The sequence below is a fragment of the Kitasatospora sp. NPDC056076 genome (assembly GCF_042266305.1).
In the GTDB taxonomy this organism is placed as follows: domain Bacteria; phylum Actinomycetota; class Actinomycetes; order Streptomycetales; family Streptomycetaceae; genus Kitasatospora.
The window spans coordinates 186,510-210,392 of sequence record NZ_JBHJWG010000002.1 but is presented as its reverse complement, the minus strand read 5'-3'; the positions used below and the strand labels follow the sequence as shown (position 1 = coordinate 210,392).

Genomic DNA, 23,883 nt, shown 5'->3' with positions numbered 1-23,883 from the left:
CAACGGGAATCGTTCGGCCAGGTCGGTGACATTTTCTGCGGCCGGTGGGGGCGACACGCCGGTACGGGTACGTCTCCGCTCCACCACCCGGGCGACACCGGGTGACCGGAGCCCCGAGGACGCACCCGTATGCCTGCTGGCAACCCTGGCCGTCTCGTCCGGAGTCTGGCCGCCCTCGTACTGGTGTCCACCGCCGTACTCCCGGCCGCCCTGGAACTCGTCGGCCCCTCGCCGTTCGGCGTGATCGGGGCGGGCGCCCCCGTGGACCGGGCGGTGCCCCCGCACACCGCCCTCCGCGCCGACCGGCGGATGCTCACGGCCGCCCCGACCTTCGACATACGCCGCACCGGGGACCCGACCAACCGGATCACCCTGGTCCTGCTCGGCGACGGCTACACCGCGGACGAGCAGGAGGCGTTCCGGCAGCAGGCCGACAAGGCCTGGCACGCGCTGATGGACATCGAGCCGTTCCGCACCTACCAGGGGTTCTTCAACATACGGCGGGTCGAGGTGGTCTCCCCGATCTCCGGGATAGCCGAGACCGAGAGCCGCGGCCGCCACCCCGCCACCCCGCTGGGCATGCACTTCTGGTGCGAGGGCACCGCCCGGCTGCTCTGCGCCGACGAGGGCGCCACCGCCCGCTACGCCGGGGACAGCACCGGCCCGCAGTACCTGATCGCGCTGGCCAACTCGGTCGAGTACGGCGGCGCCGGGGGCACCGGGGTGACCACCCTGGCCGGGGGCAGTCCGGACGCCGGACGGATCATCCAGCACGAGATCGGCCACACCGTGGGGGACCTCGGCGACGAGTACGACAGCGCCCCGGACGACGCCGACTACCCGAACCTCTCCACCCTCAATGCCGAGGACATGCTCAAGAAGCAGACCAAGTGGTGGCGCTGGCTGGGCGCCGTCTCGCCGGACGGCGCCGGCACCGTCGGGGCGTACCGCAGCGCCAACGGCCTCTACCGGCCCACCCCCGACTCCGTGATGCGCACCCTGGGCAGTGCCTACAACCTGCCCTCCCGCGAGGCGATCGTCCAGGAGCTGTACCGCAAGGTCCGGCCGACCGACGCCCCGTCGCCGCCGCCCGGCGAGGTCGCCGGGCTCCCCCGGCTGGACGTCCGGCCGCTGCCGCTGACCGGCGCCCGGCAGCTGACGGTGGACTGGAAGGTGGACGGCGCCCCGGCCGCCCCGCAGGCCGTCGACGGGGGCCGTCTGGACACCGCGCAGCTGGACCTCGCCCCGGGCCGGACGGCGACCGTGACGGCGACCGTCCGGGACACCACGGACTGGGTGCGGGACGAGGCCTTCCGGGACCGCTACATGACCCGGTCGGTGTCCTGGACGGTCACCGGCTGAGAGCCGGACGGTCGCCGGCGGGGGTTCGCGAGCTCACACCGCGGGGACCTGGGCGTCCAATCATGGGATGACTAGTCTGGACGGACTATGACCGTGGAGCCCGCTCGTCCAGCCGCGTCCCTGTCCGTCCCCGCTCCTCGGTCCGCCGTCGGGCCGCCGACGGCCGGGGCCCCCGTACCGCCCGGCGGCCGGGCAGCCTGGCTGGCCTGGTCCGTCGGCGTCAGCGTCTACGTCCTGGCCGTCATCCACCGCACCAGCCTCGGCGTGGCCGGACTGGACGCCGCCGAGCGCTTCGGCATCGGCGCCTCGGCGCTCTCCACCTTCTCGATCCTCCAGGTGCTGGTCTACGCGGCCATGCAGGTCCCGGTCGGCCTGCTGGTCGACCGGGTCGGGCCGCGCCGGGTGCTGCTGCTCGGCGTACTGCTGCTGAGCACCGGCCAGCTGGCCTTCGCGTTCAGCTCCTCCTTCGCCCCGGCGCTGGCCTCCCGGGCCGTGCTCGGCTGCGGCGACGCGATGACCTTCATCAGCGTGCTGCGGATCGCCGCCCGGTGGTTCCCGGCGGCGAAGAACCCCTTCGTCGCCCAGCTGACCGGTCTCGCCGGGATGGGCGGCAACCTGGTCACCACCGTGGTGCTCGCCCAGGCGCTGCACAGCGAGGGCTGGACGCCCACCTTCACCGCGATCGCGCTGCTCGGCGTGGCGGTGTTCGCCCTGGTCGCGCTCTTCCTCAAGGAGGCCCCGGCGGCCGTACGACCGGTCGACCCGCCGCTCGGCACGCCGGTCGGCACGCCGGTCGCCCGCCCGAAGGTCCGACGGCAGATCCAGGACTGCTGGCGGGAGCCGGGCACCCGGCTGGGCCTGTGGATCCACTTCACCACCCAGTTCCCCGGCAACGCCTTCGGCCTGCTCTGGGGCATGCCCTACCTGATCGAGGCCCAGGGGATGACCCGGGGCGAGGCCGGCGGGCTGCTGACCCTGCTGGTGCTCGCCAACATGGCCTGCGGGTTCCTCTTCGGCCGACTGCTCTCCCGCACCGCCCGGACCCGGATGCCCATCGTGCTCACCGTCATCGCCACCACCGCGCTCGGCTGGGCACTCGTGCTCGCCTGGCCCGGCGGGCACCCGCCGATGTGGCTGCTGGTCGGGATCATCCTGGTGATGGGCAGCAACGGCCCCGCCTCACTGGTCGGCCTGGACTACGCCCGCACCCGCAACCCGGCCGAACGGCTCGGCACCGCCTCCGGGATCGTCAACATGGGCGGCTTCATCGGCACGATGATCACCCTGTTCGGCATCGGCGTCCTGCTCGACGCCCTCTCCCCGTCCGGCGCCGGGTCCTACTCCGCCGACGCCTTCCGCTGGGCGTTCTGCTGGCAGTACGTGCCGCTCGCGGTGGGGACGGCGATGATCCTGCGGCTCCGGCGGAGGGTTGCGGCGGCGGATGCGTAGGGTTTCTGACCTGCGGGAATGTCGAATGGACCCATCTGATGGAGGGTTCGGCCCCGCTATGAGTGAGTTCAACTCACTCATAGCGGGGGCATAGGGGGTGAGGCGGGTCAGCCGCCGTACTCGCGCATCAGCTCGGCGATCTGTGGCGCGGTTCCGTAGATCCGGGCGCCGTGCATCTCCACGGTCAAGCTTCCTTGCCTGGGCACTCGGTCGGGCTGGGGTTTCGCCGCTTTCCGCAGGCGGATCAGGTCCACCAGCTTCAACTTCGGGCACCCGGGGACGATCCGGCTGCCCCGAATTCCGACCCGCTCTCCGCCCGGGCAGGCGAAGTACGCTCCGAACGGCGGCCCGCTGTCCTCCTGCCTGGTCGGCAGGTGAAGGACCATCTCGCCGTGTCGGCAGTGGACCGTCCCGTCCGAGTGAACGGTCAGGCCGGGCCAGTCCTCGTGGTCGATCTCCGCGACGATCCGCACCTGCTGGCCGATCGCCTCGGCCAGGGTCTCCGCCATGCGGCGCTGCTGGGTGGGGACGTCGGTGTCCCCTCGGCGGATGGAGGGGAGAAGGTCGCGGGTGACCCACTCCTGGAACGGGCGGGCATTGGGTTTCCGCGACCGCAGGATCAGCGTGTAGACGCCGGCCTCACTGATCACGTTGAGGTTTGGGTTACCGCGTTCGTAGGGTTTCTCACCTGCGGAAACGCCATTAACCTTCCTAGTAGGAAGGTTAATCGAGCGTGAGTTGACGACCCTCACCTGGCTGTCGCCGACTACTTGGCGGACACGGCTCGGGTTGATTCGGCCGAGCACGGTTCACACGTCCGCCGTGACGAACCACGGCTCCCCGTCGATCATTACGACGCGGATCGGCTCCCCGTGACGGGGAAGCTCGACCGCACCAGCACCATCTGTTCCTGTGGTTCCTGTTCGTCGTCCATGCGGACGCCCCTCCTTCTTCCGGGTGATGGCAGTGCTGCCCGGTGAAACGAGGCCAAACAGGTGAGTTTTCTGGTGCTGGATTGACGTATGGGTGCACGAGTGGTGCCGACCCGGCGCGCGGTCGTGCGTGTACGCCGGGTGGTGTGCGCGGGGCTCGCCGTAGCGGCTCAGATGGTGACGGAGAAGGTGGCCAGGACCCGTTCGGCCAGTTCCTTGTCGCCCTCGACGCTGACCGGGCCGGGTCGGCCGCGGCCGCAGGCGAGGCGGACGTAGGTCTCCCAGTCCATGGTGAGCTGGACGTCGGGGGCCAGGCTGATCGACTCGTCGACGCTGCCGCGCCCGGTGGCGTCCACCCGGACGGTGCGCAGGAACTCCACCGGGCCGGTCACGTCCAGGACGAGGGCCGTCCCGGCCGGGGCGCCGGCGGTGTGGGCGACGGCCTTGGGCAGCAGCTCCAGCAGGACGTCCCGGGCGATCAGGGCGCCGGGGGAGTCCAGGTTGCCGGGGGCGTCGAGGGCCCGGCGCAGGTCCTGCTCGTGCACCCAGACGTCGAAGGCCCGCATCCGCAGCAGCTGGTGGTACGGCACGTCCGTGGCCAGCGGACCGGCGGGCCAGCGGGCCGGCTCCCCGGGCGTCTGCTTGGCGTTCCGCAGCGCGCGGGAGCGGCGGATGATCGTGTACTCCAGCTCGCTGGTCATCTCCAGCGCGGTGTGGCAGCGGCGCTTGTCGACCGGCAGCTCGACGTAGCGGGCGAAATCGGTGGTCACGTGGCGAAGGTCACGCGGCAGCGAGTGGATCGGGCGGGGGTCGCCGAGCAGCTCGGACTCGACCGCGATCACGTGCGAGACGACGTCGCGGACCGACCAGCCGGGGCACTCGGTGGCCCGGTTCCAGGAGCCTTCGGGGAGGGGGGCCACCAGCTCCGATATGGACTCGATGCTCTGGGTCCACGCCTCCGTGTAAGCCTGCACGGTCTGGTTGTCCGTCACGGGAATCTCCGGCCCTCCGTCAGCTTTCCTACGCTCGGCGCCCGGCCGTCGCGGTCGGCCGGGATGGTCCGGCTTCCGGGCGCACACGCTAACCGCACGTTACGCTGCCGGGAGACAGCTGGGCAGCGCTTTCGGGTGACGATCGTAGGTCTCTTGCCGTGGACGGTGGTACTGTGCGCGCTTCATTGATCCAACTCGCGGTCTCCGACGCCGAGCCGGCCGCCGAACGGCGGGCCCGGGCCGCGTCGCTGGTACGGGCCCAGCAGGGTGCCGACCTGGTGGTCCTGCCGGAGCTGTGGCCGCTCGGCGGCTTCGCCCACGACCTCTGGTCGGACGGCGCGGAGACGCTCGACGGGCCCACCTCGGACGCGATGGCGGCCGCCGCGCGGGCCGCCGGGGTGTGGCTGCACGCCGGTTCGATCGTCGAACGCGATCCGGACGGTCCGATCTACAACACCTCGATGGTGTTCGCCCCGGACGGCGAACTGGTGCACACCTACCGCAAGATCCACCGCTTCGGCTTCGACAGCGGTGAGGCGGTGGTGATGGGCGCCGGGCAGGAGATCGTCACCGCGCCCACCGAGTTCGGCACCCTGGGCCTGGCCACCTGCTACGACCTGCGCTTCCCGGAGCTGTTCCGGGCGCTGCTGGACGCCGGGGCCCAGTTGCTGGTGGTCCCGGCGGCCTGGCCGGCCAAGCGGCGCGAGCACTGGACGCTGCTGGCCCGGGCCCGGGCGCTGGAGGAGCAGGCCTTCGTGCTGGCCTGCAACACCGCCGGGACGCACGCCGGGGTCGAGCAGGCCGGGCACAGCATCGTGGTGGATCCGTGGGGCCGGGTGCTGGCCGAGGCCGGGCCGGCCGAGGAGGTGCTGACCGTCGAGTTCGACCCGGCCGAGGTGGGTCGGGCGCGCGAGGAGTTCCCGGTGCTGCGGGACCGTCTGCTCGGCATTCCGGCGCCGGTCCAGCGGTAGGCACGGGCGGGGGCACGGGGTCCGGGAGGGTTGGTTCGTACCTGCTCCGGGTCCGTTTGAGAAGATGAGCACTCGTCGTGTTCCCCGCCGCCGGTCGGCCGGTCCGTCGCGGGTCGGTACGGTGGCCCGCCCCAGGAGGTCGCGCGCATGTCCGGCACCGGCGCCGGCGACACCCCCCGCCCCGTCGTCATCCAGCGCAACAGCCTGCGCGAGCAGATCGCCGGCGCGCTCCGCGAGGAGATGATGGCCGGCCGGCTGGAGGCCGGCCGCAACTTCACCGTCAAGGAGATCGCCGAGCTGTACGGCGTCTCCGCGACCCCGGCCCGCGAGGCGCTGGTCGACCTCGGTGCCCAGGGGCTGCTGCGGGCCGAGCACCACCGCGGCTTCACGGTGCCGGAGCTGGGCTGGGAGGACTTCCTGGAGATCTTCGAGGCCAGGGTGCTGCTCACCGACAGCTTCCACCGCCAGTTCGCCACCCGCCGGGCCCTGCCCGACCTCACCCGGCTGCCCTCGCTGAGCCGCCGGGCCGACGCGGCGGTGCGGGCCGCCCGGGCCGGGAACCTGGACGTGATGGTGGGCTGCGACCGCCGGTTCTGGCAGGAGGTCTCCGCCCTGCTCGGCAACCGCCGGATCGCGGAGTACCTGGACTGGCTGCGGGTGCAGTCCTGGATGTTCGCCGCGCGGTACCTGCGGGCGATGCCCACCCTGGGCGGGGTCTGCTGGGACCGCCACCCGGACCTGGTCGAGGCGATCGGGGCCCGCGACCTGCACGGCGCGCACCGGATCATCTGCGAGTACAACCTCTTCACCGTCCGGCTGCTGGCCGGGCTGGCCGGGCGGCCGCTGGAGTCCGTGACGGTGCTCGGGCTGCTCACCGAGGTCGCGGACGGCGAACCGCTGCCCGTCCCGGTGGAGCCGCCCGCGCCGCAGCCGGGGTGGCACCGGCCCCGTCAGCTCCCGGCGGACCGGCCGGCGCCGGACGCCGCGGAGGAGTACGGGGCCGCGCCGGAGCCCGGGACGGCCCGGGGCGGGCGGTCCCGGCGGGGTGACGAGGTCGGCCGCGAACTGGGCCGCGAGCTGGGACTCGGCCTCGGTCTGGTGCCGCAGCCGCGCTGGGTGCCGCACACCAGGTTCGGCCGACGGCTGCCCGAGCCGCCCCCCGAGGCTCCGCAGGGACGGCCCGATCCGCGTCCGGCCCCGGGCCGGTAGGGTGGGCGGGCGTCGGACCGGCCGCCCGCACGGGCCGTCCGGGTACCGACCCCGCCCCCCGTCGTCGCCCCGCCCCGCGGGCGATCCCGCCGTCCGGAGAGGAACTGCCGGCCATGGCCTGCGACCTCTGGCTCGTCCCGTTGGTGGACGTGCTGAGCCACAGCCCCGACAACCCCTTCCGGGACGACCTCGCGCTCTACAACGCGGTGCTCACCTCGCGCGGCCTGCCCGAGGTGCCGGTGTACCAGTTCGTCCCGGGTCTGAGCGGGGCGGTCGAGCCGATAGCCGCCTTCGACTACGACTCGCTGCACTTCCTGCGCCGCGCCTACCTGTTGGGCCTCACCGGCCTGGACATCACCCCGGTCGACGCGCTCGGCAGCGACTACGAGCAGCTGCTGGAGATGTTCGAGAGCAGTGCCGAACAGTCGCACCTGGTCTGGCACTTCGACCACGCCGGCGCCTACGTGCCGATCGAGTTCCCGGCCCCGCTGGTGGACGAGACGCTGCTCGCCGCCGGCGGCCCGCTCGGCTCCAGCCACGGGCTGCTGCGCGAACTGCAGGCCGTGGCACCGGCCCTGGGCATCGACCCGCTCAATCCGCCGAGCCCGACCCGACCGCTCGGCCCGACCGGCCTGGAGCAGCCGTTCGGACCGCCGATCGACGACCTGCACCCCTTCGCCCGGGAGCGGCACGCGTGGTCGGGCCTGTACGCGGCGGCGACCCGGAGCCTCGGCCAGGGCTCGATGATCGTCTTCGCCTGACGCCCCGGCATCGCCTCCGGCTCCGCTCCGCGCCGACCCCAGGCCCCCGATCCCCGGGTGCCAGGCCCGTCCGGCTAGCGCAGCGGGCCCTCCGGCGGCCGCTGACGCGGCATGGTGGGCCTCGTCCCCGGCGGCGGCAGCACCCGCACCTGGGCGCCCACCCCGGGTTCGGTGCGGCCGCCCCAGGTCCCCGCGGACTGGGTGGGCAGCTGGGTCATCGAGGCGCGGAACTCCAGCATCCACTCCGAGGTCTCGGTGCGGACCATGTCCGAGACGTCCTCGCAGAACCGGCGCAGCACGCCCAGGCAGCGCTCGGCGGCCTCGCCCGCGGTGCCCTCGGTCGGGCCGAGCACCTCGCGCACGCACTCCGACGCCCAGTCGAACTGGAAGGCCTCCAGACGGCGTTGGAGCGCCTGCGCGGTGGAGACGTCCCGCATCCAGCCGGAGGTGAGGCCGAAGACCCGGTCGGTGCCGTAGCAGGCGGCGGAGAGCGCGAAGCCCACGTAGCCCCAGGCGGTGCCGTGGGCGAGCGTGCCGGTGAGGCCGACCAGCGGGGCGGTCACCCCGCTCGCCGCGAAGCCGGCCGACCCGAAGCGCAGCAGGCGCGCCCAGCGGCGCTTCCAGATCCGGTCCCGGCGGTACCACTCGATCGCCTCGACCGCCCGCTCCTCGGACCAGCGGTAGAGCTCCTCCAGCCGCTCCGCGGGCTCGCCCCAGTCCCCGAGCGGGAACTGGCGGGCGCTCAGATCGGTCCGGTACCGGGTGGAGGCCCGCCGGGCCACGGCTGCGGCGGGCTGGTCCTCCTCGCCGATCTCCTTGCCCCAGGCACTCTCCTCGGGCTGCATTTCCGGCTGGCTCACCTGTGGGGCTCCCTGTGGCGGGCGGGCGGCATGGTCTGTCGGCGCATCGGCTGACGCGACGTCCGCCGGTGGTTGTCCAACAGCACTTCTTACCGCCAAATGGCTGACCGCGGGGAGCTTCCCCGGTGATCGTTACCGGTTTCGGCCACCGGAACACGAGGTGGGGCGGTTGCGGGGCCCGGCGAGATTTCACCCGTCCGAGCGAGGCGCCGGTGACCCGCCGTCCTGACCCGGACACCCGGCGCGCATCCGACCCGGCCCGGCTTGGAGGATCCTCCTAGTTCATCGGTGTACGGACCGCTTCTCCTGGAGGATCCGACGGGACCGGAGAGCGGCCGGAACAGGCCACCGACTACGCTGCCAGGCGTGAAGGTCCTCGTCATCGGCGGCGGCGCCCGCGAACACGCCCTGTGCCGCTCCCTGTCCCAAGATCCCTCCGTGACCGAGCTGCACTGTGCCCCGGGCAACGCCGGGATCGCCCAGGTGGCGACGGTCCACCCCATCGACCAGTCGGACGGCGCCTCGGTCGCCCGACTCGCCGCGGAACTCGGCGCCGACCTCGTGGTGGTCGGCCCCGAGGCCCCGCTGGTGGCCGGCGTCGCCGACGCCGTCCGCGCGGCCGGCATCCCGGTCTTCGGCCCCTCCGGCGCGGCCGCGCAGCTGGAGGGCTCCAAGGCCTTCGCCAAGGACGTGATGGCCGGCGCCGGCGTGCCCACCGCCCGTTCGTACGTCTGCACCACCGCCGAGGAGGCCGCCGAGGCGCTGGACGCCTTCGGCGCCCCCTACGTGGTCAAGGACGACGGCCTGGCGGCCGGCAAGGGCGTCGTGGTCACCTCCGACCGCGCGGCCGCGCTGGCGCACGCCGCCTCCTGCGAGCGCGTGGTCATCGAGGAGTACCTCGACGGCCCCGAGGTCTCGCTCTTCGCCGTCACCGACGGCACCACCGTGCTGCCGCTGCAGCCCGCGCAGGACTTCAAGCGCGCGCTGGACGGCGACGAGGGCCCCAACACCGGCGGCATGGGTGCCTACTCGCCGCTGCCCTGGGCGCCCGCCGGGCTGGTCCAGGAGGTCCTGGACACCGTCCTGCAGCCGACCGTGGACGAGCTGCGCCGCCGCGGCACCGAGTTCTCCGGCCTGCTGTACGCGGGCCTGGCGCTCACCTCGCGCGGCACCCGGGTGATCGAGTTCAACGCCCGCTTCGGCGACCCGGAGACCCAGGTCGTGCTGGCCCGGCTGCGCACCCCGCTGGCCGGCGTCCTGTTCGCCTCCGCCACCGGCACCCTGGACCAGCTGGAGCCGCTGCGCTGGGACGAGGGGGCGGCCGTCACCGTGGTCGTCGCCTCCGAGGGCTACCCGGCCGCGCCGCGCACCGGCGACCCGATCGAGGGCCTCGCCGAGGCCGAGGCGGACGGCACCGCGTACGTGCTGCACGCCGGGACGAGGGCGGACGGGGACGGCCGGGTGCTCAGCGCCGGCGGCCGCGTCCTGTCGGTCACCGCGACCGGCACCGACCTGGCCGAGGCGCGCGAGCGCGCGTACGCGGCGGTGGAGCGGATCTCCCTCAAGGGCGGCCAGCACCGCACCGACATCGCGCTCAAGGCGGCCAACGGCTGACGCCACCGCGACCCCGGCGGCCCCCGTGCGAACCCTTCGCACGGGGGCCGCGGCCGTGCCGGGCCCGCGGGCGGGCGGGCGCCGAAGCGGGGCCGAAGCGGGGCCGAACAACCCGCAGGGCGCAGCGCCCGGGGCGTTTCCGGGGTCGGAGCGGTTCCGGGGTCCGACGCACCGATCGGCGGGCGGATTCCAGCCCATCGGGTGACAGCACCCGCATCCGGCTGACGTAACCCGGCGCCCGGCCTTATGGTGCGCTGGATCGCCGTGCGACGGTGCCGTGCGCCGGGGTCGCCGCCGGGTAGCGGCGCGCCCGCGGGGGGATGCTGGACGGCGATCGGCCGGGTGGTCGCCCGGTGCTTCGCACCGGACCGGTAGCGGCCCCCGGGCGGCGTCGCCGGACCGACCGCGGCGTCACCGCGACGACCGGGCGGTGTCACCGGGACGAGTGGAAACCGGGGCGATCCGGAACGCCCGCCCGGACCGGGGCGTCGAAAATGTCAGTAGCGCCACACAGCATGCACTGCCGGGATCGGACGCCTCCGCTTCCCGGTCGGAACTGATCGTTTCGAGTCGCCTCAGGGCCCGTGGCGGGTGCCCGAGGGCTCCGAAGGGGGTGCCGCACCGTATGGCCGTCGACACCGCGCGCGCTCACGCCCAAGCGGTCCTGCGGATCCGGGGCCTCGCCCTGGCCGTGGCCGTCCTGCCCGCCGCCGTGGCGGTGGTCCTGCTCGCGGGCCGGTTCACCGGCCGGATCGGGGCCGCCGGCTCCTCCGACGCCGCCGGCTGGGACGCCGTCCGGTGGGTGGTCTGCGCGGTCGCCGCGCTGACCCTGCTGGTGGCCGGGCTGACCGCCCGGGCACTGCGCCGGGCCGTCCCGCCGCAGATCCCGGCGGTGCCGGTCGAGCGGGCCGGTGCCCCCGAGCTGTACCGGCTGATCGACGAACTGGCCGAGCGGCTGGACGTCCCGGCCCCGTCGGCGGTGGCGCTCACCCCGGACTGCGACAGCTGGCTGGAGGACGCCGCCCCGCCGCGCCGCCCCCACCCGCTGCGGCCGCACCCCTCGCCCGCCGCGCCGGTCCTGGTGATCGGCTCGCCGTTCCTGTGGTGGATGCGGTCCGGCGAGCTGCGCGCCCTGCTCGCCCCCGTGGTGGCCGGCACCGCCGCCTCCGCCGACCCCGAGATCGCCGCCGCCCGCCGCTTCCTGCGCGCCCTGGACGCCTGTCTGGACTCCGGTCCGGCCGCGGCCCCCGGTCTCGGCGGCGGCACCCTGACCGTCCCGCCGGCCCCGCCCCGCCGGGGCCCGGCCCGGCTCGCCGACCGGATCACCCGGCGGATCACCCGCCGGCTGCTGGGCGCCTGCCGCGGCCACTCCGCCGAGCTGGAGCGGTCCGTCGCGGGCTGGGCCTCCGAGCAGGCCAGGACGGTCGACTACGGCCTGCGGATCGCCGCCCAGGAGCAGGTCGGCCTGGCCTACGCCGGCTGGGACCGGCTGCTCACCCGGGTCGCGCTGCCCGCCTGGCGGCTCGGCCGCCACCCCGCGCACCTGAACGCCGGCGTGGTCGCCGCGCTCACCGAGCTGTCCCGCCGCGATCGGCTGGCCGACGGTTACGGCACCCGGCTCGGCGACCGCCCGGCCTGCGACCTGCTGGAGGAGCCCGGCGCGGTGGACCGCGCGGTCTCCCGGCTGGCCGCCGAGCTGTTCTTCGGCCGCCCGGCGGCCGGGACCTGGCACGAGCTGGAGTGGGTCGACTACCCGGCCGAGGTGGTGGACGCCGGCTGGCGGGCCAGGGCCGCCGCCCTGCAGTCCGCCCTGGACCGGCTCGCCCCGCAGTCCCGCCCGGGCGCCCCGACCCTCACCCGGCTGCTGGCCCGGCTGGCCGAGGGCGACGGCGAGCGGCTGGCCGCCGCCCTGGCCGCCCAGCTCGCCCGCACCACCACCCCGGCCCCGCTGCTGGAGCCCGACCGCACCGGCCGCGACCTGCTGGTCGACCACGTCACCGCGATGGTCTGCTGCGCCGCCGTGGACACCGCGGGCGGCGCCCCCGGCCTGGACTGGCTGGACGGCCCGGTGCTGCTGCTCGGCGGGGTCCGCCGCACCGACCTGGCCGGCCCGGTCGCCCAGGCGGTGGAGCAGGGCCAGGACGGGCCGCTGCGCGCCTGGCTGGACGCCGCCGAGGTGCGCCTGGAGAAGCCCGTCCGCCTCTGAGGCCCCGGGAGGCCCCGACCGCCCCGGGGCGGCGCTCGGCCCCCGGCACGCGCCCCCGGGGCCCCCGGCCGCCGGCCGTCTCCGCAGGCCGGAGGCCCTGTCCCGGCGGAGCGGAAGATTCCCGACACCAATTGCTACCGTGGGGTGACGGAGCGCCAGCACTGTGTGGTGTATTAGACCGCACGCACATCCGGGGGGCACGTGCCAACCGGGCCTCGGGAGCCGAAGGCGCGCCGGTGTCGAAAGCGACGAGCGACGAGCGAGGGCAGCGAGCGCCGGAGCGAGGAACGTCGACACCGGATCGGGAGCGGCCGGAGGCGAGCGAGGGATTCGCGGAAGTGCACCTGGGAGGGGCGCGTGGGGACCGAACTCAACGGTCGCTGGGAGTCGGGCACGCACGCTTACAGCGTCTCCGACCCCTTCGGCCAGGGCCCGCTGCCCTGGCTGCGCAGCCCCGACCAGTACCTCGCCGGGGCCGAGGGCGCGGTGCCCTGGTACGTCTCGGTGGACGCGCCCGGCCAGCAGCCGCTGTCGGCGGGGGTGCGGCCCAAGCCGCCGGTCGGCACCCCGCAGAGCTCCAACGACGTGGACCAGCAGATCAAGGGCTTCGCCTCGGCGGGGGTGATCCGCCCCGGCGGCTCGGTGGACTTCCGGGTCACCGTCAACCCGCCGCGCGAGTTCACCGTGGACGTCTACCGGATCGGCCACTACGGCGGCGACGGCGCCCGCCACATGACGTCCAGTCCGCTGATCTCCGGTCTGGCCCAGCCCGCGCCGCTGGTGGTCGAGCGGACGGTCTCCTGCCACCACTGGTGGCACTCCTGGCGGTTGCAGGTCCCGCTGCACTGGCAGCCCGGCGCGTACGTGGCCGTGCTGACCACCGCGGACATGCTGCACCGCAGTCACATCCCGTTCACCGTGCGGGACGTCGCCGAGCAGGGGCGGAGGGCCGAACTGCTGCTGGTGGTCCCGGACGTGACCTGGCAGGCGTACAACCTGTTCCCCGAGGACGGCCGGACCGGTGCCAGCCTGTACCACGCCTGGGACGGCCGGGGCGGCCTGGTCGGCGAGCCCGAGGCGGCCGTCACCGTCTCCTTCGACCGCCCGCACGCCACCGCCGGGCTGCCGCTGCACGTCGGCCACGCGTACGACTTCATCCGCTGGGCCGAGCGCTACGGCTACGACCTCTCCTACGCCACCGCGACCGACCTGCACGCCGGGCTGGTCGACCCGGGCGAGCACCGCGCGCTGGTCTTCCCCGGCCACGACGAGTACTGGTCCGAGCCGATGCGCCGGGCCGCCGAGCGGGCCCGGGACGGCGGCACCTCGCTGGTCTTCCTGTCCGCCAACACCATGTACTGGCGGGTGGAGCTGACCGCCGCCGCCTCCGGCGAACCGAACCGGCTGCTCAACTGCCGCAAGCGGCAGAAGGTCGGGCCGGGCAGCCCGGCCGCCGGGGTGCCCGGCGCGGCCAGCGCGCTCTGGCGGGACGCCGGGGAGCCCGAGCAGCACCTGCTGGGCGTGCAGTACTCGGGCCGGGTCGCCGCGCCCGTGCCGCTGGTCGCCCGGCACACCGCGCACTGGCTCTGGGACGGCACCGGGCTGCAGGAGGGCGACGAGCTGCCCGGACTGGTCGCGGGGGAGGCCGACCGGTACTACCCGAAGGTCGCGCTGCCCGAGCACACCGAGCGGGTGCTGCTGGCCCACTCGCCGTACCGGGACCTGGCCGGCCGCACCCGCTACCAGGAGACCTCGCTGTACCGGGCACCCAGCGGCGCCTACGTCTTCGCGGCCGGGACCTTCGCCTGGTCGCCCGCCCTCGGCCGCCCCGGGCTCACCGACGAACGGGTCCAGCGGGCCACCGCCAACCTGCTGGACCGCCTCTGCAAGAACTGAGTCCGGGCCGCGCGGGGACCGAGCCCCGGGCTCCCCGGGAGCCCGGTCGGGCGGGCGTGAAAGACTGCGGGGGCAGTGACCTCCCCTTTCGCGGTGCCCCACGCCCGTGAACGACCCCTGAGGACTGAACACCTTGAGCGGATTTGTCACCAAGCCCGAGCCGGTCCAGGTACCCGGCCTGGTCCACCTGCACACCGGCAAGGTGCGCGACCTGTACCGCACCGGGTCGGGCGAGCTGGTGATGGTGGCCAGCGACCGGATGTCCGCCCACGACTGGGTGCTGCCGAACGAGATCCCGGACAAGGGCCGGGTGCTCACCCAGCTCTCGCTCTGGTGGTTCGAGCGGATCGCCGACATCGTCCCCAACCACGTGATCTCCACCGAGGTCCCGGCCGGCGCCCCCGCCGACTGGAAGGGCCGCACGCTGATCTGCAAGAGCCTGGACATGATCCCGGTGGAGGCGGTCGCCCGCGGCTACCTGGCCGGCTCCGGCCTGACCGAGTACGAGGAGAGCCGCACGGTCTGCGGCATCGCCCTGCCGGAGGGCCTGGAGAACAGCTCCGAGCTGCCCGCCCCGATCTACACCCCGGCCCTCAAGGCCGAGGTCGGCGAGCACGACGAGAACGTCCCGTACGAGGAGACCGCCCGCCGGATCGGCGCCGAGCTGGCCAACCAGGTCCGCCGCACCACCCTGGACGTCTACGCCCGCGCCCGCGACATCGCCCGCGCCCGCGGCATCATCCTGGCCGACACCAAGTTCGAGTTCGGCCTGCTGGACGGCGAGCTGATCATCGGCGACGAGGTGCTCACCCCGGACTCCTCCCGCTACTGGCCGGCCGACGAGTACCGGCCGGGCCGCTCGCAGGCGTCCTTCGACAAGCAGCTGATCCGCGACTGGCTGGTCTCCCCGGCCTCCGGCTGGGACCGCTACAGCGAGCAGCCGCCGCCGGAGCTGCCCGCCGAGCTGGTCGAGCGGACCCGGGCCAAGTACATCGAGGTGTACGAGCGGCTGACCGGCACCAGCTGGGTCTGAGCCTCGCCTCCGCCCGCGAGCACCGGATCCGTCAGATCCAGCCGTGCTCGCGGGCGATCCGCACCGCCGCGTGCCGGTTCTCGGCGCCCAGTTTGGTGGCCGCCGAGGACAGGTAGTTGCGCACGGTGCCCTGGGACAGTCCGGCCCGCCCGGCGATCTCCGCGATCGGGGTGCCGTCCGCGGCCAGTTCCAGGACGTCCGTCTCGCGCGGGGTCAGCGGGGTCTCCCCGGCGCTGATCGCGTCCGCCGCCAGCTCCGGGTCCACGTACCGGCCGCCGGAGAGCACGGTGCGGATGATGCCGGCCAGGTCGGCCGCCGAGACGGTCTTCGGCAGGAAGCCGCGCACCCCGACCTCCAGCGCCCGCTTGAGGTAGCCGGGGCGGCCGTGGCCGGTGACGATCATGCAGCGGCAGTCCGGCAGCACCTGGCGCAGCTCGGTGGCCACCTCGATGCCGTCCTTGCCGGGCATCTGGAGGTCCAGCACCGCGACGTCCGGCCGGTGCGCCCGGGCCATCGCCAGCGCCTCCGGGCCGGAGCCGGCCTGGGCGACCACCTCGATGTCCTCCTCCAGCGAGAGCAGCGCGGCCATGGCGCCGCGGATCAGGTGCTCGTCGTCGGCGAGCAGGACGCGCACGGGCGGGGTGTCGGTCATCGGACGGCCTTCCTCGGCAGCGGGGCCCGCGGTGGCGGGGGATCCGCGTGGCAGCGGGACCCGCAATGGGAGCGGGACCCGCGGTGGCAGGGGTCAGAGCGGTACGGCGGCGAGCATCCGGAAGGTGCCCGGCACGGCCGTCGGGACGGTCAGTTCGCCGTCGTGGGCGGCCAGCCGCTCGCGCAGGCCGCGCAGCCCGGTTCCGGCGCCCTGGGAGGGCAGCGGGACCTCCGGCACCCCGTCGTTCTCCAGTTCCAGCACCGCCCGGCCGTCCTCCCGCCGCAGCCGGATCCGGCAGTGGGCGGCCTCGCTGTGCCGCAGCACGTTGGTGGTGGCCTCGCGGATCACCCAGCCGAGCACCGACTGCACCGGCAGCGGCAGCCCGTCGGCGTTCTCGCCGAGGTCGATCTCGCAGGCGATGTCGGCGGAGCGCAGTACGGCCCGGGCGCCGATCGCCTCGGCGCGCAGGTCGGCGGTGCGGTAGCCGCGGACGACGTCCCGGACCTCGCGCTGCGACTCCTGGGCGATCCGCTGCACCTCGGACATCTGCTCGGCGGCCTCCGGGCGCCCGCGCTTGGCGAGTTGGACGGCGAGCTCGCTCTTCAAGGCGATGGTGGTGAGGTTGCGGCCCATCACGTCGTGCAGGTCGCGGGAGAAGCGCAGCCGCTCCTCGGCGACGGCCAGCCGGGACTGCGCCTCGCGGGCGGTGTCCAGCTCCCAGACGACGGCGGTCACCCACGCGGCGCTGCGGCAGCTGCCGATCAGGACGAAGGTGCCGATGACCGCGCCGACCACCCACCCCGCGGTGGTGAGGAGGTTGATGCCGGCCAGCAGCATCGCGGGAGCGACCGCGAGCGGCGCGGCGACCGCGCCGACGAAGGCCCAGCGCACCGGCAGGCCCACCCCGGCCGGTCCGGTGGCCCCGCCCACCAGGGCGGCGGCGATCACGGTGGTGAACGGCGCGCCGGGATTCGGTGACAGGCTGTCGGAGGACGGCCCGAGCAGCAGCAGGGCCCAGGAGCCCCCGACCGCGAGCGCGGCGTTGACGGCCAGCCAGCGGCGGTGGGGGCTGGGCCGTCCCAGGTAGTGGTCGAGGGAGGTGCGGTAGGCCCGGATGGTGACCAGGACCGAGGCGAGGGAGAGCACCAGGGCGACCCGGGCGAGGGAGGCCGAGCCCGTGATCCGTACCGAGGAGGCGCTGGCCAGCAGGTTCACCGGCAGCCCGATCCACGCGACCAGGTAGAGCGACCAGCGGAAGTACAGCTCGGCGCGTTGCGGCTTGCCGTAGCCCTTCCAGCGGCGGATCGGCCCCCGGACCATCGCAGTGCCCCCGTCCGAGTCACGATCGTGTCGCTGTCTTCATATCAGAGGCGGGCCGGGGGCGGGTCCTTCGGTTTCCCGTTCGTCCTGGTCGTTCGCCCTGGTCAGCGGCGCGGTTCCCAGCGGAAGTAGCGGACCGCGCCCCAGATCGCGAGGCCCAGCCAGACCGTGCCGGTGACCAGGTGCGGGGCGGCGGCGTCCCAGCTGCCCAGGAAGCCGGTCGGGGCGGCCGAGCCGTCGGTGCCGAACCAGCCGACCCGGATCAGCTGGAAGGCCGGGGTGGTCGGCAGCAGCCGGCAGACGTCGGCCAGCTGGGAGGGCATCACCTCCAGCGGGACGAACAGGCCGGAGCCGAACTGCATGACCAGCATGACCGGCAGGGTGGTGATGCCCGCGCTCTCCACGGTCTTGGTGAAGGCGCTGGACAGCGCGGCCAGGGCGATCATGGTGGCCAGCGTGAGCACCAGGCCGACCAGCATCAGCAGCGGGTTGACCGGCACCGCCAGGTGCAGGCCGAGGCTCCCGCCGACCCCGATCAGGGCGGCCATCAGCAGGCCGAGGGTGAGCGAGGGGACGGCGGTGCCGAGCAGGATCTCCAGGTCCCGGGCCTCGCCGGTGCGCAGCCGCTTGAGCACCAGCTCGCCGCGCCGCCCGACGTACGCGGCGGTCAGGTTGTAGTACACGACGAAGGCCAGGACCATCCCGACCGAGCCGTAGACCAGCATCGAGTCGATGTCCAGGCCGGGAGTGTTCTCGGCCTGCTGCTTGAGGATGCTGCGCAGCGAGCCGATCAGCACCACCGGCAGCACCACGGCGGTGAACAGGGCGGTGCGGTTGCGCAGCAGCAGGGTGGCCTCGGCGCGGCCGAGGGCGAGCAGGCGGCCGGCGGTGGTGCTCGGGGCACCCGTGGCGGAGGTGGCTGCGGTGGTCATCGGGCGGATCCGATCAGGCGGCGGCGGGCGGGACGGGTGGGGGCGGCGGGCCCTGCGGGCGGTGTGGCGCCGGGCGGGGCCTGGTGGGCGGCCTCGGAGGCGATGGCGAGGAAGGCCTCTTCCAGCGAGGCGCTGCGGGCGTCCAGGGCGCCGAGCGCGATCCCGTGGTGGCGGGCCCAGCCGAGCAGGTCGGTGAGGGTGTCCTGGAGGCAGGTGCTCTGCACGGTGACCTTGCGGCCGTCGACGGTGACCTCGGCGCCGGCCAGGACGGGCAGCGCGGCCCCGGCCCGCCCGTGGTCGAGCAGCTCGGGGAGCTCGAAGGTGATCCGGGAGGGCCGGCCGGCGATCACCTCGGCGACGGTGCCGGTGGTGACGACCCGGCCGCCGTGCATGATGGCCAGTCGGTCGGCGAGTTCCTCGGCCTCCTCCAGGTAGTGGGTGGTGAGCAGCACCGTGGTGCCCTGGGCGCGCAGTTCGCGGACCAGCCGCCACACGGCGGCGCGCGCCTCCGGGTCGAGGCCGGTGCTGGGCTCGTCCAGGAACAGCACCTCGGGGCGGCCGAGCAGGGCCATCGCGAGGTCGAGCCGGCGCCGTTCGCCGCCGGACAGCTGCTTGACCCGGACGTCGGCGCGGTGGCCGAGGCCGACCAGCTCCAGCGCCTCCGCCACCGGGCGGGCGCCGCTGGTCATCCCGGCCCAGGTGCGGCCGGTCTCGGCGGCGGTGAGCTCGCCGGGGAAGCCGCCCTCCTGGAGCATGATGCCGATCCGCGGTCGGACGGCGGCGCGCTCCGCGAAGGGGTCGTGGCCGAGCACCCGGACGCTGCCGGCGCCGGGAGCGGCCAGGCCCTCGATGACCTCCATGGTGGAGGTCTTGCCGGCGCCGTTGGTGCCGAGCAGGGCGAACAGCTCACCGCGGCCGACGGTCAGGTCGACGCCACGGACGGCGTGGTACGCGGCGGCGCCGGTGCCGTAGTGGCGGTGCAGGTCGGTGACCTCGATCACGCTGTCGCCGGGGCGGGCGGGCTGGCTCTTTTCCATGCCCCAAGCCTTCCGCCGCCGGGGCCTTCCGGGCAGTGCGGGCCGTCATCGGTCCGTGCTGCGGATCCACGGGTCGGCGATGACAAATGTCATGGGGAGGAGCACGGGAGAACGTGCGGGAATACGCCGAAGGCCCCCTCGATCCGAGGGGGCCTTCGCTCTGGAGCGGACGACGAGATTCGAACTCGCGACCCTCACCTTGGCAAGGTGATGCTCTACCAACTGAGCTACGTCCGCATGGTCAGACTATTGAGTTGTGCTGTGCTCGCACACTGCGAGCGGACGACGAGATTCGAACTCGCGACCCTCACCTTGGCAAGGTGATGCTCTACCAACTGAGCTACGTCCGCATGGTGCCTGGTGGGCACCTGCCGCCTCTTTGGATCTCTCCGTTGCGGCGACGAGGAATACTCTACAGCATCGTTCGAGGTGGTCGCCCCACCCTTTCGGTCCAGGCGGGCGGGGCGACCTGGGGCGTGCCCCGACGGGGTCAGTTCGCTTCGGCGAACGCCTCGTAGACGTGCTTGGGGATGCGACCGCGGGCCGGGAGTTCCATGCCGCGCGACAGGGCCCAGGCGCGCACGGCGGCCGGGTCCGGGGTGAGCGCGGTGCGGCGGAAGGACTTTCCGGTGCGGCTCTGCCGACGGCCGGCCGCGACGAACGGAGCGAGGGCCTCCCGCAGCTTTTCCGCGTTGTCCACGGACAGGTCGATCTCGTACGACTTCCCGTCGACACCGAAGTGGACGGTTTCCGCTGCGGCACCGCCGTCCAGGTCGTCGGAGAGCGTGACAACTACACGCTGAGCCATGGGTGTCAATCCTCTCGGGCAATTCGGCCGCCGGTTCGCGGAGTGCGCCCGCCGGCCTGATGTGCACCCACTCGCGCAAGCGCATACGGGCAGGCCTGGTGGCCCGCCGGATACGCAGCACTTGCCGCGACAGGTGGCCCTATTCTGCACCCGAAGGGGGTCGAAATCGAAGAGTTCGGCATTCTTTTCCGGATATTCACGAGTCTTCGCGGCACTGCCGGATACCGGAGTGCGGGACGGGAGGATCTGTCCCCAAGTGCCGTATTCGGGTGTTCTTCGGGCAGCGCGGTTCGGGGCCCCGAATCCCGGGAAACGGGGCCGCCCGGGCGGGGGGTGGGGGCGTCGGATCCCTTGTGGCGTAAGGGGCCTGGGTCTACGCGCGTCACCCGCCCCGGCCAGCAATCCTGCCCCGAACGGCCGGTAGTCTGGAGTTCCCCCGCCTCACCGAAGACACCACCGGGAGTGCCAGTGGCACGCGTCGTAGTCGACGTCATGCTCAAGCCGGAGATCCTCGACCCCCAGGGCCAGGCGGTGCAGCGTGCACTGCCCCGTCTCGGATTCACCGGGATCGCCGACGTCCGCCAGGGCAAGCGTTTCGAGCTGGAGCTGGAGGGTCCGGTCGACGACGCCGCGCTCGCCCGTATCCGCGAAGCCGCCGAGACCTTTCTCGCCAACACCGTGATCGAGGACTTCACCGTCCGGGTCGAGGAGGCGGCGAAGTGACCACCCGCGTAGGCGTCGTCACTTTCCCCGGTTCCCTCGACGACCGCGACGCCCAGCGCGCGGTCCGCCTGGCCGGCGCGGAGCCGGTCGCCCTCTGGCACCGTGACAAGGATCTCCACCAGGTCGACGCCGTCGTCCTGCCGGGCGGATTCAGTTACGGCGACTATCTGCGCTGCGGCGCGATCTCCCGCTTCTCGCCGGTGATGGAGACCGTCATCGAGCAGGCCCGGCTCGGAATGCCGGTGCTCGGTATCTGCAACGGCTTCCAGGTGCTGTGCGAATCGCACCTGCTGCCCGGCGCGCTCACCCGGAACGACTCGCTGCACTTCATCTGCCGCGACCAGAAGCTCCGGATCGAGAACGCGGGCACCGCCTGGACCGGGGATTACTCGGTGGGCCAGGAAATCGTCGTCCCGCTCAAGAACGGCGAGGGCCGCTTCGTCGCCGAGGCCCACGTCCTGGACGAGCTGGAGGCCGAGGGCCGGGTCGTGGCCCGATACCTCGACGTCAACCCGAACGGTTCGTACCGCGACATCGCCGGCATCACCAACGCCGCCGGCAATGTCGTCGGCCTGATGCCGCACCCGGAGCACGCCGTGGAGCCGCTCACCGGTCCGACCACCGAGGGACTGGGCTTCTTCACTTCCGTCCTCAAGCAGCTGGTGAACGCCTGATGAGCCTCGACACCGTCAAGAACGCCGAGCAGACCCCGGACGCCGCCCAGCCGTGGGCCGAACTCGGCCTCAAGCAGGACGAGTACGCGCGCATCCGGGAGATTCTCGGCCGCCGCCCGACCGGCGCCGAACTCGCGATGTACTCGGTCATGTGGTCCGAGCACTGTTCGTACAAGAGCAGCAAGGTCCACCTCAAGCAGTTCGGCGAGAAGAAGCCGGATTCGGACGCGATGCTCGTCGGTATCGGCGAGAACGCCGGTGTGGTCGACGTCGGCCAGGGCTACGCGGTGACCTTCAAGGTCGAGTCGCACAACCACCCGTCGTACATCGAGCCCTACCAGGGCGCGGCCACCGGCATCGGCGGCATCGTGCGCGACATCCTGGCGATGGGCGCCCGCCCGGTCGCCGTGATGGACCCGCTGCGCTTCGGTGCGGCCGACCACCCGGACACCCGGCGCGTGCTGCCCGGCATCGTCGCGGGCATCGGCGGCTACGGCAACTGCCTGGGCCTGCCGAACATCGGCGGCGAGGTCGTCTTCGACTCCTGCTACCAGGGCAACCCGCTGGTCAACGCGCTGTGCGTGGGCGTCATGAAGCACGAGGACATCCACCTCGCGCAGGCCTCCGGCGCCGGCAACAAGGTCATCCTGTACGGCGCCCGCACCGGCGGCGACGGCATCGGCGGCGTCTCGGTGCTGGCCTCCGAGACCTTCGACGACACCAAGCCGACCAAGCGCCCCGCCGTCCAGGTCGGTGACCCGTTCCAGGAGAAGCTCCTGATCGAGTGCACCCTGGAGATCTTCCGGGAGAAGCTCGTCAAGGGCATCCAGGACCTCGGCGGCGCCGGCCTGTCCTGCGCCACCAGCGAGCTGGCCTCGGCCGGCTCCGGCGGCATGCGGATCGACCTCGACACCGTGCACCTGCGCGACCACACGCTCTCGCCGGAGGAGATCCTCATGAGCGAGTCGCAGGAGCGCATGTGCGCGATCGTCGAGCCCGACAAGGTCGCCCGCTTCCTGGAGATCTGCGAGAAGTGGGACGTCATCGCCAACGTCATCGGCGAGGTGACCGACGGCGAGCGCCTGGAGATCTTCTGGCACGGTGAGCTCGTGGTGGACGTGCCCCCGCGCACCGTCGCCCACGACGGCCCGGTCTACCAGCGCCCCTACACCCGCCCGAGCTGGCAGGACGCGCTCCAGGCCGACGCCCCCACCGCCGAGCGGCTGGCCCGCCCGACCACCGGCGAGGGCCTCAAGGCCGACCTGCTCAAGGTCGCGAGCCACCCGAACCAGGCCTCCAAGTCCTGGATCACCGACCAGTACGACCGCTACGTGCTCGGCAACACCGTGCTCTCGCACGGCGAGGACTCGGGCATGATCCGGATCGACGACGAGACCAACCTCGGCGTCTCGGTCGCCACCGACGGCAACGGCCGCTACGCCAAGCTGGACCCGTACACCGGCGCCCAGCTGGCCCTGGTCGAGGCCTACCGCAACGTCGCGGCCGGCGGTGCCAAGCCGCTCGCGGTCTCCGACTGCCTCAACTTCGGCTCCCCCGAGGACCCGGACGTGATGTGGCAGTTCGCCGAGGCCACCCGCGGCCTGGCCGACGCCTGCCTGGTGCTCGGCACCCCGGTCACCGGCGGCAACGTCTCGCTGTACAACCAGACCGGCGAGGTCGCCATCCACCCGACCCCCGTGGTCGCGGTGCTCGGCGTCATCGACGACGTCACCCGGCGCACCCCGGTCGCCTTCGCCGAGGAGGGGCAGCTGCTCTACCTGCTCGGCGACACGGCGGACGAACTCGGCGGCTCGGCCTGGTCGCAGGTCGTCCACGACCACCTCGGCGGCCTGCCGCCCGCGGTGGACCTGGAGCGCGAGCGGCTGCTCGGCGACATCCTGATCGCCGCCTCGCGCGACGGCATGATCGACGCCGCGCACGACCTCTCCGACGGCGGCCTCGGCCAGGCGCTCGTGGAGAGCTGCCTCAAGGGCGGTCACGGCGCCCGGATCGTCGTGCCCGAGGGCACCGACCCGTTCGTCCTGCTGTTCTCGGAGTCGGCCGGCCGCGCCGTCGTGGCGGTGCCGCGCAGCGAGGAGCTCCGCTTCAACGACATGTGCACCGCGCGTGGCCTGCCGGCCACCCGGATCGGTGTCGTGGACGGCGACAGCCTCGACGTCCAGGGGCAGTTCAGCGTCACGCTGGCCGAGTTGAAGGACGCCCACACCGGCGTCATCGAGGCCCTGCTGGCCTGACCGGCGATTGTCGAGGGGCGGACGGTTCAGTCGAACCGTCCGCCCCTTAGGGCCTGTCTCCCGGGTCCTTGCCGGGGCCGCGACGCCGGGGCACGCACCTCGCCGCGTTGTCGTCGGTCGCCGATGCTCCGCATGGACTCCCTCCTCCGCCTTGCGATGCACGCACCCCGACGCCGCGGCCTATCCGACAAAACCCG

General features: G+C 73.4%; 20 protein-coding genes and 2 tRNA genes. 12 read left to right on the top strand and 10 right to left on the bottom strand.

Annotated features, from left to right (window positions below; all coding sequences use genetic code 11):
* The first annotated feature begins 183 nt into the window (after positions 1-183).
* The gene (locus tag ACFC1T_RS03120; protein ID WP_375882822.1) at positions 184-1,362 is read left to right on the top strand and encodes a M64 family metallopeptidase; all 1,179 of its coding nucleotides are present in this window, start codon (positions 184-186) and stop codon (positions 1,360-1,362) included.
* An 87-nt stretch (positions 1,363-1,449) separates the two neighbouring features.
* The gene (locus ACFC1T_RS03115; RefSeq protein ID WP_375882819.1) at positions 1,450-2,811 is read left to right on the top strand and encodes a nitrate/nitrite transporter; all 1,362 of its coding nucleotides are present in this window, start codon (positions 1,450-1,452) and stop codon (positions 2,809-2,811) included.
* A 107-nt stretch (positions 2,812-2,918) separates the two neighbouring features.
* Here the strand turns inward: ACFC1T_RS03115 and ACFC1T_RS03110 are convergent, their stop codons facing one another.
* Complete coding sequence (locus ACFC1T_RS03110) at positions 2,919-3,617, bottom strand: Bro-N domain-containing protein (protein ID WP_375882817.1); 699 nt, start codon at positions 3,615-3,617, stop codon at positions 2,919-2,921.
* Between the two features lie 296 nt (positions 3,618-3,913).
* Positions 3,914-4,735, bottom strand: coding sequence for a maleylpyruvate isomerase family mycothiol-dependent enzyme (locus ACFC1T_RS03105; RefSeq protein ID WP_375882815.1), 822 nt, complete (start codon positions 4,733-4,735; stop codon positions 3,914-3,916).
* A gap of 173 nt (positions 4,736-4,908) precedes the next feature.
* On the opposite strand from ACFC1T_RS03105, the gene ACFC1T_RS03100 reads away from it, so the two are divergent.
* The 3 genes from ACFC1T_RS03100 to ACFC1T_RS03090 all read left to right on the top strand — a co-directional run bounded on the left by ACFC1T_RS03100 (position 4,909) and on the right by ACFC1T_RS03090 (position 7,676).
* Positions 4,909-5,706: a carbon-nitrogen family hydrolase gene (locus ACFC1T_RS03100; RefSeq protein WP_375882812.1), complete on the top strand. Its 798-nt coding sequence runs from the start codon at positions 4,909-4,911 to the stop codon at positions 5,704-5,706.
* Between the two features lie 147 nt (positions 5,707-5,853).
* Positions 5,854-6,915, top strand: a complete 1,062-nt coding sequence (locus ACFC1T_RS03095; RefSeq protein WP_375882809.1) for a GntR family transcriptional regulator — start codon at positions 5,854-5,856, stop codon at positions 6,913-6,915.
* A 113-nt stretch (positions 6,916-7,028) separates the two neighbouring features.
* A complete protein-coding gene (locus ACFC1T_RS03090; RefSeq protein WP_375882807.1) occupies positions 7,029-7,676 on the top strand; it encodes a hypothetical protein in 648 nt (215 codons plus the stop codon).
* Between the two features lie 74 nt (positions 7,677-7,750).
* Here the strand turns inward: ACFC1T_RS03090 and ACFC1T_RS03085 are convergent, their stop codons facing one another.
* Positions 7,751-8,536 (bottom strand): SLATT domain-containing protein, encoded by a 786-nt coding sequence (locus ACFC1T_RS03085; protein ID WP_375882804.1) that lies wholly within the window; start codon positions 8,534-8,536, stop codon positions 7,751-7,753.
* Positions 8,537-8,902: 366 nt separating this feature from the next.
* Here ACFC1T_RS03085 and purD point away from each other — a divergent pair, with 366 nt between their 5' ends.
* The 4 genes from purD to ACFC1T_RS03065 all read left to right on the top strand — a co-directional run bounded on the left by purD (position 8,903) and on the right by ACFC1T_RS03065 (position 15,285).
* Positions 8,903-10,150 (top strand): phosphoribosylamine--glycine ligase, encoded by a 1,248-nt coding sequence (gene purD, locus ACFC1T_RS03080; RefSeq protein ID WP_375882802.1) that lies wholly within the window; start codon positions 8,903-8,905, stop codon positions 10,148-10,150.
* 625 nt (positions 10,151-10,775) lie between these two features.
* The gene (locus ACFC1T_RS03075; protein WP_375882799.1) at positions 10,776-12,356 is read left to right on the top strand and encodes a hypothetical protein; all 1,581 of its coding nucleotides are present in this window, start codon (positions 10,776-10,778) and stop codon (positions 12,354-12,356) included.
* Between the two features lie 357 nt (positions 12,357-12,713).
* Positions 12,714-14,252 carry a N,N-dimethylformamidase beta subunit family domain-containing protein gene (locus ACFC1T_RS03070; protein WP_375882796.1) on the top strand — a complete coding sequence of 513 codons (1,539 nt, stop codon included), beginning with the start codon at positions 12,714-12,716 and terminating at the stop codon, positions 14,250-14,252.
* A gap of 133 nt (positions 14,253-14,385) precedes the next feature.
* On the top strand, positions 14,386-15,285 hold the full coding sequence (locus ACFC1T_RS03065; protein WP_375882793.1) for a phosphoribosylaminoimidazolesuccinocarboxamide synthase: 900 nt from the start codon (positions 14,386-14,388) through the stop codon (positions 15,283-15,285).
* 31 nt (positions 15,286-15,316) lie between these two features.
* Here the strand turns inward: ACFC1T_RS03065 and ACFC1T_RS03060 are convergent, their stop codons facing one another.
* The 7 genes from ACFC1T_RS03060 to ACFC1T_RS03030 all read right to left on the bottom strand — a co-directional run bounded on the left by ACFC1T_RS03060 (position 15,317) and on the right by ACFC1T_RS03030 (position 20,034).
* Entirely contained in the window at positions 15,317-15,937 is a 621-nt protein-coding gene (locus ACFC1T_RS03060; RefSeq protein WP_375882790.1) for a response regulator, read from the bottom strand.
* Positions 15,938-16,030: 93 nt separating this feature from the next.
* Positions 16,031-17,257 (bottom strand): sensor histidine kinase, encoded by a 1,227-nt coding sequence (locus tag ACFC1T_RS03055; RefSeq protein WP_375882787.1) that lies wholly within the window; start codon positions 17,255-17,257, stop codon positions 16,031-16,033.
* Positions 17,258-17,361: 104 nt separating this feature from the next.
* Complete coding sequence (locus ACFC1T_RS03050; RefSeq protein WP_375882784.1) at positions 17,362-18,189, bottom strand: ABC transporter permease; 828 nt, start codon at positions 18,187-18,189, stop codon at positions 17,362-17,364.
* Positions 18,186-19,226: an ABC transporter ATP-binding protein gene (locus tag ACFC1T_RS03045; protein WP_375882781.1), complete on the bottom strand. Its 1,041-nt coding sequence runs from the start codon at positions 19,224-19,226 to the stop codon at positions 18,186-18,188. The genes ACFC1T_RS03050 and ACFC1T_RS03045 overlap by 4 nt, the downstream gene beginning before the upstream one ends.
* Before the next feature lie 161 nt (positions 19,227-19,387).
* Positions 19,388-19,463: transfer RNA gene (locus tag ACFC1T_RS03040), tRNA-Gly, on the bottom strand.
* A 40-nt stretch (positions 19,464-19,503) separates the two neighbouring features.
* Positions 19,504-19,576 (bottom strand) — tRNA-Gly (locus tag ACFC1T_RS03035).
* A gap of 140 nt (positions 19,577-19,716) precedes the next feature.
* Positions 19,717-20,034: an Lsr2 family protein gene (locus ACFC1T_RS03030; RefSeq protein WP_030056585.1), complete on the bottom strand. Its 318-nt coding sequence runs from the start codon at positions 20,032-20,034 to the stop codon at positions 19,717-19,719.
* Positions 20,035-20,502: 468 nt separating this feature from the next.
* On the opposite strand from ACFC1T_RS03030, the gene purS reads away from it, so the two are divergent.
* Genes purS through purL form a run of 3 tightly spaced genes read left to right on the top strand, consistent with a single transcriptional unit; the run spans position 20,503 to position 23,686 of the window.
* Positions 20,503-20,757: a phosphoribosylformylglycinamidine synthase subunit PurS gene (gene purS / locus ACFC1T_RS03025; protein WP_030278336.1), complete on the top strand. Its 255-nt coding sequence runs from the start codon at positions 20,503-20,505 to the stop codon at positions 20,755-20,757.
* Positions 20,754-21,431 (top strand): phosphoribosylformylglycinamidine synthase subunit PurQ, encoded by a 678-nt coding sequence (purQ, locus tag ACFC1T_RS03020; protein WP_375882778.1) that lies wholly within the window; start codon positions 20,754-20,756, stop codon positions 21,429-21,431. Before purS ends, purQ begins: the two co-directional genes overlap by 4 nt.
* On the top strand, positions 21,431-23,686 hold the full coding sequence (gene purL / locus ACFC1T_RS03015; RefSeq protein WP_375882775.1) for a phosphoribosylformylglycinamidine synthase subunit PurL: 2,256 nt from the start codon (positions 21,431-21,433) through the stop codon (positions 23,684-23,686). Before purQ ends, purL begins: the two co-directional genes overlap by 1 nt.
* The last annotated feature ends 197 nt before the right edge of the window (positions 23,687-23,883 follow it).